Source organism: Puniceicoccaceae bacterium (assembly GCA_040224245.1).
GTDB lineage: Bacteria > Verrucomicrobiota > Verrucomicrobiia > Opitutales > JAFGAQ01 > JAKSBQ01.
In genome coordinates this window covers 50,005-64,939 of the sequence record JBEGIR010000085.1, presented here as the reverse complement: position 1 = coordinate 64,939, position 14,935 = coordinate 50,005, and the positions used below count along the sequence as shown (strand labels likewise).

The following is a 14,935-nucleotide window of genomic DNA, read 5'->3' as shown; positions in this document are numbered from 1 at the left end:
GCTCCAGCAGGTCTTCTGAATGGCAACATCGAGTTGGTCGCGCTGTGACCGTGCCCAGGCCGCTTCTTCGGGTTGCCCGATGCGTTCGGCAATCTCGGCATAGACACCGAGTCCCAAGCGCACCTGAAAGGCAACAAACAGGGACTCTCCGCGATACCCAAGCTTGAGGCAGTCATTCCAGTCGGCCGCCAGACCGCAGGGCAGTGCGTTGGCGCCGGAGCGTTCGATGTTGAACTCGAGTGCGCGGCGCAGGTGCTGCATCACGGTCGCTTCACCCTTGTCTGCATAGGGGATGACCTTGTGGTAAAAATCGAGATCGCCGGTTTCAGCAACATAGGCCGGGACGGTATTGAAGAACCAGAGACAGTCATCCGAGCGGAACTCGCCCGCCGGGATCTCCGGGATCGTGCCCGGTTTGTGCTCAAACGGTTTGACTACGGGCAGCGCGCCACCATTGGAGAACTGACCGGATAGCATGAGTTCAAGTCGCGCTCCCGCTTCTTCCGGAATGGCCGGAAGCACAGCCAGGATGTCCTGCACCGTGTCGCGGAATCCGAGACCATTGCGCTCCCCATTGTAGACAAAGGAAGCCGCGCGGGACCATGCGTAAGTGATCAGGCAATTGTAGGCATTCCACACATTGACCATGGAATCGAATTCAGGGTCGGGTGTTTTGCAGGAGAGACTGTTCAGGCGGGAGTGCCAGAACTGCTTCACTTTTTCCAGCTCGGCATCGACCTGCTCGAGCTTGCCAAACTCTGCGATGGCCGCTTTGCCTTCGATGAACGCATCGCCCACGCCGAGCATCACCAGCAGCTCGCGGGACTCGCCGGGCGCGAGTTCGACTTCGGTGCGCAGCGCGCCACAGGAGTTGTCACCATAGGTGGTGGATTGCGTGGACGCCCCGGATGCTACGACGTCGGGTTTGGCGTAGGAACCGTAGGGTCCGATGAAGGTTTCGCGACTGAGATCGTATCCGGAAACAGGAGAACCCAACAGGGTCATCCAGCTGAGCTGTGCGTTGTTTTCACCCACCGCGTCGCGCCAGTCGCGCTCGAGATTGTCATTGACCGCCATCTGAACGAGGCCGTCCTTGAAGACCGCCTTGCCGATGTACTGACTGTATTGCAGGTTGACGAGATCCTGATCGTGGTTCCAGAAATTGGCGAATTCGACATAGGTGAACACGGACAGCCTGCGCGGGCGATTACCTGTGTTGGTCACCTTGAGCTTCCAGTATTCAAAGGCTTGACCGAGGGGAACAAAGTAGAGGGATTCGGTGCGGATATCGCTGTAGTTGGAATCGATGGTGGTGTAAGCGGTGCCATGGCGACAAGTCGATTGGTAGGTATCGAGCGGCTTGCCGACGGGTTGCCAGGAACTCGACCAGAAATCGCCACTATCCGCATCGCGCAGGTAGAAGTAACGGCCGGGCTGATCCATCGGCACGCTGTTGAAGCGCATGCGCGTGAAGCGGCCATCGGCTGCACTGCGGAAAAAACTGTAGCCACCGGCATTGTTGGAGATGATCGCTCCGTATTCGGTGGAACCGAGATAGTTGGTCCAGGAACGAGGGGTGTCCGGGCGATCAATTACATATTCCCGGTTGGCATCATCAAAGTGTCCGAATTGCATGTCGTGTCGTAGGGTTGGTGTTTTTTGAAATGTGTGCTCAATGGGGCTTTCACGCTGTGAAAATTTCCGATGGGGAGCAGGTGTGGCTTGCCATAAAATGGCGCGTCAATGGTCGTTGGGTGCTGAGTCTGGGGTGTGGCAGACTCAGACAGAGCAGTAGTATCAAATTCGCAGAGTTCTCGGCTATGCTGATTTGGGTCTTACTATAGAATATCAATTCAGGACTTCGGTTGAAGCGACTGCATTACCCGGACGCTGCGCTCTTCGAGCGAACCACTGAGGCGAACGAAGGGGATGTCATATCGATGCAGGATCGATTCGAAGCATCCTTGCAGCCGCGCGCGTTCTTCAGGACTCTCACGCTGACCAGGGTCGGCCAGCCAGGGGAAATCCGGCTCGCAAAGGAAGTAGTGGTGGTAGCGGCGTCGTGCAAACACCTCGTCGACCCAGGGAATATGGGTGTCAAAGTAGTGTTCTGCATAGAGAATGGACGAGAGCAGGTTGGTGTCGTGAAGCACGTACAGGTAGGCACTGGCTGCTGCGGTATCTTCGCATTTCAGCTGCCCTCTGGCGATTGCGTCGAGATCATCGGCGCGAAGCGCACGCTTCACGGTATCGACATACTCGCGCACATATTCGTGGGACCACGGTTCTGCAAGCTGCCCGGCAATGGCGCGGGTCAGTGTGGTTTTGCCGGTGCATTCGGCTCCGATAATGACAATGCGTTGGGGGTCGGTTGAACTCATGGCTTTGCCTGGGTTCGGTACCAGCTGCACCACCCGCAGATGGCAAGTAGGGTAAAGACTGCAAACATGATGACGGTCACCGCGTAACCCTGCAGTCCCCACAGCAGGGCAAAGGCGAGATCGGCGAGGATCCACGCGATCCAGTTTTCCACCCACTTGCGACTGAGCATCCACTGGGCCGCCAGCGAACTGATGGTGGCGAAGGCATCGAGATAGGGCAGAGCCCCCCCGATCCAGCGTTGGTTGACCCACCCGAGCAGGAGGGTTGCACCTGCAATGCTGATCACTGCCAGGTTTCGGATTTTCCCGGGCATGCGGGAAATGGACAATGCTTCCTGCCCGCATGCGGATTGCTGACGCCCGCGCTGCCAGCTCCACCAGCCGTATAGTGAGATCGGGATGAACAGAGCGTTCAATGCCATTGCCGCTGGCAGCGAGGCCTGCCAACTGAGCACCACGTAGAGCGCATAACAGCTGACAAAAAGTGGCCATGCCAGTACGCGTTCGCGGATACTGAGCACCACTGCAGCCAATCCGGTCAGAGTGCCCAACCACTCCAGCCACGAGGTTTGCTGCATTTGCGAGAGAATTGCGTCCATGGGGTTTATTCAAAACGGCATCGGTGGAAAAATGTCCATGTTCAAATGAGGTGCAATTGCATTGCAGAACTGCTTTTTGATGCGGGGCAGTGGAGTCAGTCGCGGCGGCATTTGCATCGTGCGATCCAACTGCTGCCCGATTATCATCTGTTCCATTTCCTGAAAGCGCGTTGCCTGATCGAATCTGGCTCAATCCGTGAAGGACAGAAGGAGTTGGAATACGCCATTTCTCAGACCCAGTCCGTTGAGGTTCGCGCAAAATACCAGCGGCATCTGGACGCACTGCTCAGTATCGATTCCAGTGGCACTTCCGGGACGTGAAGGGGCAGAATGGGTTCAGGGGTGATGAGGCGTCAGAATCGCCACCCAACCGCCGCCTCCTGCCATGCTGGCGGTGAGGGATTGGGAGTTGTCCACCTCCGTTTGCACGATGCGGTGATCGGTGGCCTCCTTGTGGGCATTGACACCATCCTCAAGCACGGTTGCCTGCCAACTGCCTTCACCGAGGAAGGAGAGATCGATTTTTAGATCCCGAGCCGTCCAGTTGGTCATGGAAGCCACATACCAGACACCGTCTTTCTGTTTTGCCATTGCGAGGTATTCGCCGACCTGACCGTGCAGTGCAATGGATTGGTCGTAGGTCGTGGGCAGCTGCGTGATCAAGCGGGTGAACTCTGGTTCTGCCCGGTAACGGGAGGGGCTGTCGGCCAGCATTTGCAGCGGTGCATCGTAGAGCACATACATCGCGGCCTGGTGCGCGCGTGTACCCTTGCTCATGGGAGCATCATTGATCGGGCTGAAGCGCGACTGCACGACGTTGTGCATGGCACCGGGAGTGTAGTCCATCGGACCCGAAAGCATGCGCAGGAAAGGAATGGTCACTGCATTACGTGGCGCATCGGCGTCGGCCCATTTTTCGTTTTCAAGCCCTTTTACGCCTTCGTAGTTGATGACGTTTGGGTAGGTGCGCTGGAGTCCGGATGGTTTGTACATGCCGTGATAGTTGACGAGGAGCTGGTGTTCGGCTGCGCGCTCGGCGATGGCATAGACTGAGGCCACTGCAACCTGATCATCGCGGTCGATGAAGTCGATCTTCATGCCCTTTACTCCAATCTGCTGCAGATCCTCAAAAATGGTGTCCATCGCGTCGAGAACGGCTCGCCAGGATGCCCAGACGATGACGCCGACCCCTTTGCTGGCCCCATAGTCCACAATCGTTTGCAGATCCACCTCGGCATTGCGCTGATGAAGATCGTTGATGTCGGTCCACCCCCAGTCGATGGTGATGTAACGCACTCCAAACTCAGCGGCAAAGTCAATGTGATGCAGGTAGGTGGCTGTATTTTGGCCCGCCTCGAAGTCCACATCGCGCAGGGTCCAGTCGTTCCACCAGTCCCAGGTGGATTGACCGGGAACAATCCAAGAGGTGTCACTCACCCGGCTGGGTGCGGCGAGTTTTTGTGCGATGTCGTTGTTGAGCAATTCCGAGTCGTCTGTGCTGATGGCGATAACGCGCCAGGGAAACTCGCGTGCACCCTGGGTTTCCGCGATGTACTCGCTGCGTTGGGTCGGAATGAGGTTCATGGTCTGGTATCCGCCAAAACGCACAGCTTCGGGAATACGGGCAAACGCCCCTTGGAGGCAGTGGTTGGCGTTTCCGGGTTGCAGGTAGAGTCCTGGGTAGTCCTCGAGATTCGCCTCGAGCAACACAGCTTTTTTGCCATGATCGAGTTCCACCATCATGGGAAGCAGGGCATAAGCATTGGTGTGAAATTCGGAGAGCGCCTGTTCGTCATAGTAGGCTTCGAAGGAGGAGACGAAGGGTGTGCCGTCCCGGTAGTCATTGGCGTAGGGAATGCGCACCGGATAGTCCTTGTCGAATCGGAACTGAACGGTTTCATCGCGAATCTGCAGGACTTCCGCGCGGGTGGTGACGAAACGGTAGGCAACGGCGTCATCGTAGACGCGAATTTGGATGCCGTAGTCCCCTTCAACATGCACGGTCAGTTCATGGCAATGATCGTGAACTTCTGCCTTGCGATAGAAAGGTGTCTTAAAGCGTTCATCAATGGTGCGCATCTCGTGATGCTTGAGCGCGGGCTGGTAGCCGAGGATCTCCCCGGTTGAAAGGGTCATGGCCATCACGCTGGGCTGCAGCACCACAGTATCGCCATGGCGCACCGACCACTGGAGTTCGGTGTCGAGGGTGAGCGTGACGTGCAGCAGTTCGTTGGGTGAGCGGACCTCCAGTTGCACTGGGTCGGCTTGTAAGGCCGGGAGTGCAAAGGCGATCAGGCTGATTCCGGCCAATGTGAGACGTTGAAGGGGTGGGGTCGTGGTCTTCATGGGCGCATCGTAATGCACGCCCAAGGCGGATCAAGGAGAAAGGCGGAGAAGAAGCTCCTGCAAGTTGCACATACTGTAGAGCGCGGTACTGAGACCATTTTCAATCGGCCCGGTATTTTTAGATTGATAAACGTTTGTTCAGTATTCATGCTGAGCATCATGAACACCGAATTCATGCTTTTTCTCAAAAACAGCGGGGATGCCTGTTTCGGTTTTTACCGTCCAGTTGCCCTGTTTCCGACCTCCCACCAGAAACGAAACAAGCTCTGGCTTCCTTACGAGTTCATCATGGACATGAGCCGAGTCTTCATCCTCGTGGAACGTAGAAACTTCCAAAACCACTATGTCCAACGCATCGCCGATCAGTTCCAGCTTGGGGTTAATCGGGATGACCTCAGTCACCTCCCTCTTGTGGATATTTGGCGTCCCTATAAGGGGCAGCAGGTCGTAAAAAACTACCGCTGGGATCAGTGTTTCCCGCTGGAGCTTGAGACCAACGAATTGACTCAGCAGCTTCAAAAAAAGCGGCTGCCTTTCATCACCCACCACGACCTCATCGAATGGCATTTTGATTACCGTGTGCTGGTGCGGTTTTTTTCGGATCCCCGCTTTCAGGGGTTCTTATACCACTCTGGCTTCCAGGCACCTACCGAGCAGATTCAATTCAATCTCAGCGCGTGATGACAATCAGTCTGCTTTGCGGGTGTCTCTCTGCATATAGGGAGTTTTTCTCACAAGTGATTTGCTCATTCTCGGAGTTGTCATTCTCCCTCTCGGAGTAGTGGCTGTGAGTAACCTGTTTGAAGAGTATTATGTCGATCAGGCAACGGCTGGTTACAATAGTCAGTTGCAACGGGTGGCAGGCTTGCCAGAGGCTGGCCGCTCGCTGAGGTTATCCGCATCGGTTCAGTTTTAGGCCGAAAAGCTGATCGACGGCGACGGGTGCAGGGGGTGGACTTTATTGCAATAGCTTCCCGATTTTTATCACGGTATTCCAGTTGCGGGTGGTGATCTCCTTGCCCAGTGCTTTTCCCTCCTCCTGCATCGCGTCGACTGTCTTTTTCACCGAAATATCCAACACACTCAGTAGCATGCGATCCTTGACGGCTAAAATCCGGTATGAACCATCTGCCGACGCCCAGGGCGCTTCAATCGGGGTTTCGGGTTCATTTCTTAAAAAAGTGACATAAAGACGGATGTCTTTGTGGACCTCGATGTCTTTGAAGGGATCTTCGCGAATAATGTTGAGGATGTCCTCTCCCATCCTCACCAGCACCGGAATGGAAAAGCCGAATGCCGTTTCTAACAGGGCAGAAATCCTGTTTTCCAGGTGGCTAATGCTTTCTTCGGGGCTTTCAAGCACGACATTGCCGGAAGCCAGCAGTGTTTTCACGCCGGAATATCCAGCTTGCGTCAGCACTTCGCGCAGCTTTGCCATTTGCACTTTTTTATGTCCGCCGACATTGATACCTCGCAACAGGATTATATATTTCATGGGTTTACGGTTGTGGGAACATGCTTTTGGATCGGGTGGGAGCGAAGCATTTCCCCGACCTCTCTCAGCACGCTGATGGCTTCCGGTTGCACCTGGCCGTTCCCATCGGGACCGACATTCAATAGCAGGTTGCCGCCCTTCTGGTTGATGTCCTTCAGTTTTGCATAGACCGTTTCCGCACGCTTCCACTCATGGTCATGTTTTTTGTGTCCCCATGACTCGTTCAGGGTATAACAGGCTTCCCAGTGCCGGGGAAAGCTGTCCTCAAAATGCATCTGCTCCTGGGTTACGTAGTCCAGCTGAAAGTGGTCCCGCTTTGCCACCCGGTTGTTGACGATGATGTCGGGAGACGCTTTGCGGATGGTGGCGTACAGTCGGAGTCCGTCCTGCATGGTCCACCAGTCAGTCCAGTCACCGTCAAACCAGAGGATCGCAGGGTCGTATCGCTTGATCAGCTCGAGAACCTGCTGGGTCTGGTAGGTGATGTAGTCCTGCTTCTTCCCGTCGAGCATGACTGTTTGGCCCCAGCGCTGAAACGCATCTGTTTGCGCCATTCGTGGTGCTTGGGAAGCATGATGCCAGTCGATAATGCTGTAGTAGAGACCGAACCTGATGCCATGCTGCTTGCACGCCTTCCTGAGTTCGGCGAGAATATCGCGACGTGCGAACGGTGAGTTGGCAACGTCAAATTCGGTGTATTCACTGTCCCAAAGGCAGAAGCCTTCATGGTGTTTGGCGGTGATGACCAAATAGGTCATGCCTGCCTGTTTTGCCGTTTGCACGATGAAATCGGCATCAAATGCAGTCGGATTAAACCCTTTGATGAGATCCGCATAAACTTCGCGCGGAATGCTCTTGTGGGCCTGGATCCACTCGGAATACCCACCCACCTGCTCGCCCTTCCATTCGCCGCCCAACTGCGAATAAAGTCCGAAGTGAATGAACATGCCGTATTGGGCCTGTGCGAACCAGTTCAGGCGTGTGTGGTAATCGTCCAGGGATTCTGTTTTTGGCGTCATGCCCCAGGCGTTGCAGGCGAGAAGAGCGGTCAGCAGCAGAGCGTGCAGGAGTCTGGGTCTTTTGGATGGATTCATGGTTGTAGGGGAACAATCGTGATGAAGCGATGACTGGGGTTTTGGGGGGTGTTTGGGTTCGGATTCATCTCTGTCAGAAAAAACATGCAATTGCATGCTTTTTCAAAATTTCACTGGAATTCGGTTCCTTGAGAGATGGCGGTATCGTCTGCAAAGCCAACTTCCGACAACGCCCCGATGTTCCATGGGTTTGCCGCATTGCTTGAATTGAAGGTAAGGAATTGGACGAAAGTTAAAATATAATTTGACGAACGTCAAATATAGGGTGAAGTGCATTGGTAATGAAAATACTTGTTACAGGAGCCAATGGATTTGTGGGCAGTCATGTTCTCGAATCGCTTGCGAAAATTCCAGGGATTGAGGTGATCGCCGCCTGCCGAAATCCTTCGAGACTATTGCCGGCATTTCGATCAGCAGTGCGGGTGGGGGACCTTCGGGATGCTGCTTATGTCAATCATGTGGTGGAAGGGATCGATCAAGTCGTTCATGCTGCGGCCTGGTCTGCACTATGGGGGCATCAGTGCGAATCACGGGAGTTGTTTCTGAATCCTTCGCTTGCATTGCTGGAGGCAGCAAAGAGGGCTGGTGTGAAACGGTTTCATTTTGCGAGCACACTGACCGCAGCACCCAGTGCATTGGCTGATGATGCCATGCAATTGGGAGTGGAGCGAAAATTTTGGCCTCATGAGGCCAATGTGGTGAAAATTGAGAACCGCTTGCGTGCGTTGAGCGATGCTGCATTTCAGGGGGTTGTGATGCGATTGGGATTCTTTGTGGGGCGGCGCTACAGTCTGGGAATTCTTCCCATCCTTGTACCCAAGCTGCGCGCGAGGTTAGTGCCTTGGGTGGGCCGGGGCATGGCGCCCTTGCCGTTGGTGGATGGACGGGATATCGCTGCGGCCTTTGCTGCTGCCACTCAATCGAGCAAACTGGGTAACTTTGAAAGCTTCAACATTGTTGGACCCGAGATTCCCCTGATGCGTGAGGTTGTCGAATACCTGCATGAGCAGCATGCGGTTCCGCTTCCGATGGTGAATGTCTCCTATCCAGTGGCGTATGCGTTTGCATGGCTGATGGAGCAAGTTCACTCGATCCTGCCCGGCGATCCGCTGCTGACCCGTAGCCTTGTGCATCTGATCACACCGCGCCAGCTCACCCATCAGCGCGCTGCAGCATTGTTGGGCTATCAACCGCAATGTCACTGGAAAGAGACGATTGATCTGCAAATGCAGGAAATGAAATCGAGAAGTAGCGAGAAGATGCGCATGTTCAAACCGCTACCCAAGGAGGCGATCTGACCATGTCACGTCTTGTTGCCAACACCAGCGCTCCGAAGCTCGAATCGCTTGATTTTCTCGGCCAGCCTATTTCGTTAAGCGCATATCAGGGTCGAGTTGTATTGCTGAGTTTCTATCGCTATGCATCGTGCCCGCTTTGTAACATGAGAATGGCGGAACTCATTTCTTCGCACGAAAGATTGTCAGACCAAGGACTCTCCATCATTGCGGTGTTTCAGTCGCCCGCATCGGCCATTGCGCGGTACGTCGGACGTCAGGATGCGCCTTTCCCAATCATTGCAGATCCCGAAATGATCCACTATCGTGAATGGAGCGTTGAAACCAGCTGGAGCGGAGCTGCAAAAGCCGCCTTCGCGCGTTTGGGGCAGGTGTTGAGAGCGTTTAGAGGTGGATATCTTCCAGGTGCTGTTGAGGGACCGCTTCATCGCATGCCTGCAGATTTCCTTATCGCTCCATCTGGCATTATCGATTTAGTCTATTATGGAAAGGATGTCGGAGACCATGTGCCTTTGTCGTTGATCGAAGAGCGATTGAACATTCTAAACAATGGGCATTTGCGGACAGGAGCATGACAGATAAAAGCCAGTTGAATCGAACTCGCATCGTGGAGGTCGCCCGGGAATTGATCTACGAGCAAGGATATGCGGCTACATCGCTGAGTGATGTGGCGAAGAAACTGGGAATCCAAAAGGGACATCTGTCGTATTATTTCAAGAGCAAATCTGAGTTGATGAGTGCAGTTGCCACCTTAAAGACCGACCAGATTCGATCTCAAATCGAAGCATGGTCGCTCGAATGTGGCAAAGCTTACGACTGTCTGGAACGGGTCATTGCAATGATGGAATCCGCCGCCGCCGAACTGGCAGCATACGGCTGTCCGATCGGAACCCTTTGCGATGAGCTCGGCAAGGGCAACGTGGAGTTGCAGGCTGAAGTGCGGGACAGCTTTGATTTCCTTCTGCGCTGGATGACTGCTCGATTCTCTTCATTCATGACGCCAGAAGATGCGCTCATTCACGCCGAGCAACTCCTGGCAATGGCAGAAGGAGTGGCCGTGCTGGGTCATGCCTATCGCGACCCGCAGATGATCCAAAGGCAGGCCAATCAGATTCGTCTCTGGCTTAGGGGAGTTTGCGGCGATGCCTGAATGGAAGAGCAGATTTTTCGCACGAAAGTTGCAAATCGTAGCGGGAGCTTCCAGCTCGCGTCTCATCATCAAGCCACTGGTACTCCCAAGTCTCCCAATCGAGCGTAGCTGAATTCGGGAGAATTCGGAGCGTTGTTGCAGTTCGAGATTCCAATACGAATGATTGGTTGAGATACTGAACCCATGATTTGACAAAACACTGTTCGGCACGGAGCTGTAAAAACCCCGACGAGTCGGGGAAACAAACCCTTTTTGGCGCTGTGTAACAGCGTTATGTGGCCATAGGCCTTATAGGCTGGCATTCGCCAGCCGATGTTATGGGATTCAGTTGTTTAAACAATAATGGTATTGTTAACCTGCTGCACGAAGGGACAACGTGTATCCTGCTCCGGCGAAGCCGGATCAAAAGAGTCCTTTAGGACGAACGGTGTTAGCTTGGGTGGTTATAGGTTATGGGCGATAGGTTTTTCTCGTCCTGATCAAAAGTTGACACCTTATGGTTAGTGAATGTCTGGGTATGGTTCTTTCAATATTGGTCTTGCCTGGCAAGGCTGATTGGTTGCTGGAGTTGGAACATCGTTTCGCTGCGCTTCACTGGATGGACTGGGGGCCAGCCAACAGGATGCGCTGCGCGCAACAGGTTTTTTCATGTTCTTGAACCTGTTTACAAAACCTATGGCGTTGCCATTGACCGGCCCAGTGTGAAGGGAGCCATCGATACCCTGCTCAGTCATGTCCACTTCGCCGTCATCAAAAATTTTATCTAAATCTTCAGCCTTCATAGAGTATCTTCTCTCCCTTCCTCGCTCGCCTAACCGAGATAATTCTTATTTTTCCTTCTCTGAGGGTGTAAAAGCCAACCCAAAACTTGCTGGAAATTTTTCGAATAATCGCAAATCTAGGCTCACTTTCTGAATTCGCTGGAAAACCGATTGCCTTTGAATCTTTCCAAAACATCCGACCACCTCAGTGTGTGCTGCCGGTTCGCTCCAGGCCATCCGCCGAGTTTGTAAAAAGTGTTACCGATGTCGTCGGTTCATGCCGTGGGGTTGACAATCCATGATTCAGCATCTCTTTGCTGTATCAAAACTCAACGCATGAAAACGATCTCTCGAAACATCTTTGCACTCATTTTTGCCGTTGCTACAACCGTGCTTAGCGCAGACTACGCTACGGAGTATCGCGAACTTTACTATAAGTGGCAGGCAGCGGACAAATCCTTCAAAGACTACACAAAAGACATGGAGGCGGCAGAACCTTCGGATGAGCTGAAAAAAAAGGCCGAAAACTTGGGGATTGAGTTTCATCAGGCAAAGCGCGCGCACCCAGCACTCGCCGCAAAAAATGCAGTGATCGATGAACTGCAGGAGAAACTCGCAACTGCCATTCAGTCCGGGGATTACGCACAAAAAGCAGAAATCCAAAAGAAAATTAACGCTGCAATGAGTGAACTCGGTACCCTTGCAAAAGAAGTTCCGGAACTCGTCGACTTAGAGAAGACCTACATTCAAGCGATGGAGGCAGCAAACGAATCAAAATGGGTCTTTGACGACAAGGCGCTGGAGCTTTACCGGAAGGTGGAAACACTGCGACGCGAGATTGCTGACCTGCGTGCCGCAAACGGACAGTAAGGATGCCACCAGGCACTGCTGATCTAAAGCCGAGATCAACCAGAACCTATTAACAAAGCTTTCCTGGCGTCACCCCTAGCCCGCATTTCTCATGAAGGGATGTGATCCTTCGCCTTTCTCGGATGGAGATTCTGTTTCCCTGAAAATTGGGGACTTTGGCGGTGCCAGCCCAGCAGGATGCGCTGCACGCAACAGTTTTTTGTGGGTGGTTCTTTAACCTACTGCTGGGAAAGGTGGAACCGTTGAGGTTTTCGAGTGTCCAGGGTTCGAAATTTTTCCAAATTCCGCTATGGGGGATCTGATCGCTTGGGGAGAGGCGTGGCGGGTTGGAGCGGCGGCTCACGGCGACGGGAGTCCTACGTAAGATAAGGAAGTTGCCATGAGAGAAGATGCTACGAGAACGGGGTTGGGTTGATGGGTGATGGGACACTAGTTCGAGGATGATGAATCCCGAATTGATTCGGAATTCCTCGTCGCATCTTGTTCGATTCCAACTTCCTTGATTTCGCCGGAGATGTAACGATGCAGGATGCTTGTAATCAGGGTTTGATACGGCATTCCGTAGCGATTCGCCCTGCGCTGCAGAGAGCCGAGATCTCGTGATGAAATCCGAATATTGATCCTTTTGTCTTTATTCAAGGTATGGCGGGCCGCCTCTCGGAATCGATCTTTTTCCTGATCCGTAGGCGTTCTAGCGTTTGCCAGGATTTCATCTTCATGTTCAAGCAATTCTTTTTCAAAATCGTCGTAGTTCATCTTGTCTCCTCCAGATATTTCTTCGTTGCTTTTCTGCTCGGTATGATGGTCTTCAGGAACATTTTCCTCCCTGATTGCACAAAGGGAACCAAGTAAATGTAATCGTCTACCCGAACATACATGACCCTCTGATCAGGGTATTTTTCCTTATTTGGATGTTCCGAAACCGCAATCAGGTCACCTTGGTCGAGATGGAAGACGATATCCTCAAAACCAATACCTCTCTTTTGTTTTAGGATCTGATCTTTTTCATCCGACCAGTCATACATGCCCCAAATTTGCTTACTGTGTGCCGAATGTCAACAGCCCTCCGCGTTTTGTTGCTCTGTGATGTTATAAAAGAAAGATTTTGAACCACTTCAGAGCGAAGCGGCATTCAAACCCTACTTGTTGGGTGCGAAGCAAATGACTTAGATTTCTCAGATGAAGAGGGAGAGGATGCGCTGCACGCAACAGGTTTTTTGTGGGTGGTTCTTTAACCTGTTACTGGGAAAGGTCGGACCGTTGAGGTATTCGAGTGTCCAGGGTTCGAAATTTTTCCAAATTCCGCTATGGGGGATCTGATCGCTTGGGTAAGGGCATGGCGGGTTGGGACGGTGGCTTCCGGCGAGCGGGAGTCCTACGCAAGATAGGGAAGTTGCCATGAGAGAAAATTCGACGAGAACAATGTTGGGTTGGGTGGTGATGGGGGATAGGTGATGAAAATCGGAATTCGATGTTCAATTTCCGGTGGCGCATCTTTTGTCCAGCTGGCATCATCGGCACCATGAAAGGCACCGTATCGATGGAGGATTCCCGTTTGCCACCGGAAGCAGAAATGTACCAGGCCCTACTGGACAAGGATAGCCGGTATGAGGGCATCTTTGTGGCTGCGATCAAAACCACTGGCATCTTCTGCCGACCCTCGTGCAGTGCCCGCAAACCACTGCGTCAGCATGTGGAGTATTTTGCCACTGCGCGAGAAGCGCTTGCCCATGGTTACCGCTCGTGTCGCCGCTGTCACCCGATGGAGCCACTGGGCAGCACACCGAGCTGGATTCGGGAGTTGCTGGAAGCGATCCGTGCCGAACCTGGCGGAATCTATCGGGATGCGGATCTGCGTCACCGTGGCCTTGACCCGGTGCGGGTTCGGCGTTGGTTTAAGACTCAGCATGGCATGACCTTTCAAGCCTACCTGCGCTGCCTTCGCATCAACCGCGCTTTTGGGCAAATTCGACACAAGGATCCTGTGATTCACACTGCATACGACAATGGATTTGATTCGCTGAGTGCCTTTAATGAGGCCTTTCGCAACATCACTGGCTTCAAGCCATCCCAGAGTGGCAGCCGCAGTCTGGTGACCGTCACCCGCATTCTTTCGCCGCTCGGACCGCTCCTGTGTGGCGCGACCGACGAAGGCATCTGCCTGCTGGAGTTCACCGACCGACGCATGCTGCAGACACAGATCCTGCGCCTACGCAAGGCCATCGGAGCGGAGTTTTTGCCTGGGGAACATCCGCTTCTGGATCAGCTGTCGGAGCAACTGGCAGCCTATTTTGAGGGCAAGCGGAAGAATTTTGACATTCCTCTGCAGCTGGCGGGAACTCCCTTCCAGGAGCAAGTGTGGAAGGAATTGCTCACCATCCCCTATGGGCAGACCCGCTCCTATCAGGAACAGGCTGCTGCAATCGGCAACCTGGCTGCCATCCGTGCCGTCGCGCGAGCGAACGGTGACAACCGCATCTCCATCCTCATCCCCTGTCATCGCGTCATCGGCAAAGACGGCAGCCTCACTGGCTACGGCGGTGGACTCTGGCGCAAGCAGTTCCTGCTCAAACTTGAGGGCAGCTCCGACCCCTCCGGACAACTGCAAATGCCTGTCTGATGCAGCGGAGCTGCAAAAGGCGAATGACGGATGGTGGGATGGCAAATTCAGAGATCTGATGTGCTCAGGCCAGAGGGCCAGAGCACCCCTATGTCTTTCACAAGTTCAGGATCCAGATTGATGGCGAAGGCTGACGCACTGCTGGAAGTTGGAACATCGTTTCGCTGCGCTTCACTGGATGGACTGGTGAGGCCAGTCCAACAGGATGCGCTGCGCGCAACAGGTTTTTGTGAGTGGTTCTTGAACCTGTTACTGGGAAAGGTCGAACCGATGAGGTTTTCGAGTGTCCAGGGGGTCGAAATTTTTCCAAATTCCGCTACGGAA

17 protein-coding genes are annotated in these 14,935 nt (G+C 53.6%); 6 read left to right on the top strand and 11 right to left on the bottom strand.

What is annotated here, in order from left to right:
• From ABQ298_14560 to pnuC, 3 genes are all read right to left on the bottom strand, one after another.
• Positions 1 to 1,635: N,N'-diacetylchitobiose phosphorylase (locus ABQ298_14560; protein ID MEQ9825605.1), on the bottom strand; the 1,635-nt coding region annotated here is incomplete at its 3' end.
• 218 nt (positions 1,636 to 1,853) lie between these two features.
• On the bottom strand, positions 1,854 to 2,381 hold the full coding sequence (locus tag ABQ298_14555) for an ATP-binding protein (GenBank protein MEQ9825604.1): 528 nt from the start codon (positions 2,379 to 2,381) through the stop codon (positions 1,854 to 1,856).
• Positions 2,378 to 2,980 carry a nicotinamide riboside transporter PnuC gene (gene pnuC, locus ABQ298_14550; GenBank protein MEQ9825603.1) on the bottom strand — a complete coding sequence of 201 codons (603 nt, stop codon included), beginning with the start codon at positions 2,978 to 2,980 and terminating at the stop codon, positions 2,378 to 2,380. Before pnuC ends, ABQ298_14555 begins: the two co-directional genes overlap by 4 nt.
• Before the next feature lie 45 nt (positions 2,981 to 3,025).
• On the opposite strand from pnuC, the gene ABQ298_14545 reads away from it, so the two are divergent.
• Positions 3,026 to 3,301 carry a tetratricopeptide repeat protein gene (locus ABQ298_14545; protein MEQ9825602.1) on the top strand — a complete coding sequence of 92 codons (276 nt, stop codon included), beginning with the start codon at positions 3,026 to 3,028 and terminating at the stop codon, positions 3,299 to 3,301.
• Positions 3,302 to 3,316: 15 nt separating this feature from the next.
• Here ABQ298_14545 and ABQ298_14540 read toward each other — a convergent pair whose 3' ends face one another.
• From ABQ298_14540 to ABQ298_14525, 4 genes are all read right to left on the bottom strand, one after another.
• Positions 3,317 to 5,326 (bottom strand): glycoside hydrolase family 97 protein, encoded by a 2,010-nt coding sequence (locus tag ABQ298_14540; GenBank protein ID MEQ9825601.1) that lies wholly within the window; start codon positions 5,324 to 5,326, stop codon positions 3,317 to 3,319.
• Between the two features lie 138 nt (positions 5,327 to 5,464).
• Positions 5,465 to 5,893, bottom strand: coding sequence for a hypothetical protein (locus ABQ298_14535; protein ID MEQ9825600.1), 429 nt, complete (start codon positions 5,891 to 5,893; stop codon positions 5,465 to 5,467).
• A 391-nt stretch (positions 5,894 to 6,284) separates the two neighbouring features.
• On the bottom strand, positions 6,285 to 6,821 hold the full coding sequence (locus ABQ298_14530; GenBank protein ID MEQ9825599.1) for a DUF1697 domain-containing protein: 537 nt from the start codon (positions 6,819 to 6,821) through the stop codon (positions 6,285 to 6,287).
• Entirely contained in the window at positions 6,818 to 7,915 is a 1,098-nt protein-coding gene (locus ABQ298_14525; GenBank protein MEQ9825598.1) for an alpha-L-fucosidase, read from the bottom strand. The genes ABQ298_14530 and ABQ298_14525 overlap by 4 nt, the downstream gene beginning before the upstream one ends.
• Positions 7,916 to 8,196: 281 nt before the next feature.
• Between ABQ298_14525 and ABQ298_14520 the strand changes: the two genes are divergently transcribed.
• The 3 genes from ABQ298_14520 to ABQ298_14510 are packed head-to-tail and all read left to right on the top strand — an operon-like array spanning position 8,197 to position 10,360.
• Entirely contained in the window at positions 8,197 to 9,213 is a 1,017-nt protein-coding gene (locus ABQ298_14520; protein ID MEQ9825597.1) for an NAD-dependent epimerase/dehydratase family protein, read from the top strand.
• 2 nt (positions 9,214 to 9,215) lie between these two features.
• A complete protein-coding gene (locus ABQ298_14515; protein ID MEQ9825596.1) occupies positions 9,216 to 9,785 on the top strand; it encodes a redoxin domain-containing protein in 570 nt (189 codons plus the stop codon).
• A complete protein-coding gene (locus ABQ298_14510; GenBank protein MEQ9825595.1) occupies positions 9,782 to 10,360 on the top strand; it encodes a helix-turn-helix domain-containing protein in 579 nt (192 codons plus the stop codon). Before ABQ298_14515 ends, ABQ298_14510 begins: the two co-directional genes overlap by 4 nt.
• 500 nt (positions 10,361 to 10,860) lie before the next feature.
• On the opposite strand, the gene ABQ298_14505 is transcribed toward ABQ298_14510, so the two are convergent.
• Positions 10,861 to 11,142: a hypothetical protein gene (locus ABQ298_14505; GenBank protein MEQ9825594.1), complete on the bottom strand. Its 282-nt coding sequence runs from the start codon at positions 11,140 to 11,142 to the stop codon at positions 10,861 to 10,863.
• A complete protein-coding gene (locus tag ABQ298_14500) occupies positions 11,132 to 11,317 on the bottom strand; it encodes a BrnT family toxin (GenBank protein MEQ9825593.1) in 186 nt (61 codons plus the stop codon). The genes ABQ298_14505 and ABQ298_14500 overlap by 11 nt, the downstream gene beginning before the upstream one ends.
• A gap of 140 nt (positions 11,318 to 11,457) precedes the next feature.
• Between ABQ298_14500 and ABQ298_14495 the strand changes: the two genes are divergently transcribed.
• Positions 11,458 to 11,991 (top strand): hypothetical protein, encoded by a 534-nt coding sequence (locus tag ABQ298_14495; protein ID MEQ9825592.1) that lies wholly within the window; start codon positions 11,458 to 11,460, stop codon positions 11,989 to 11,991.
• A gap of 429 nt (positions 11,992 to 12,420) precedes the next feature.
• On the opposite strand, the gene ABQ298_14490 is transcribed toward ABQ298_14495, so the two are convergent.
• On the bottom strand, positions 12,421 to 12,747 hold the full coding sequence (locus ABQ298_14490) for a hypothetical protein (protein MEQ9825591.1): 327 nt from the start codon (positions 12,745 to 12,747) through the stop codon (positions 12,421 to 12,423).
• Complete coding sequence (locus ABQ298_14485) at positions 12,744 to 13,016, bottom strand: BrnT family toxin (protein MEQ9825590.1); 273 nt, start codon at positions 13,014 to 13,016, stop codon at positions 12,744 to 12,746. The genes ABQ298_14490 and ABQ298_14485 overlap by 4 nt, the downstream gene beginning before the upstream one ends.
• A gap of 497 nt (positions 13,017 to 13,513) precedes the next feature.
• Here ABQ298_14485 and ABQ298_14480 point away from each other — a divergent pair, with 497 nt between their 5' ends.
• Positions 13,514 to 14,611 carry a methylated-DNA--[protein]-cysteine S-methyltransferase gene (locus ABQ298_14480; protein ID MEQ9825589.1) on the top strand — a complete coding sequence of 366 codons (1,098 nt, stop codon included), beginning with the start codon at positions 13,514 to 13,516 and terminating at the stop codon, positions 14,609 to 14,611.
• The last annotated feature ends 324 nt before the right edge of the window (positions 14,612 to 14,935 follow it).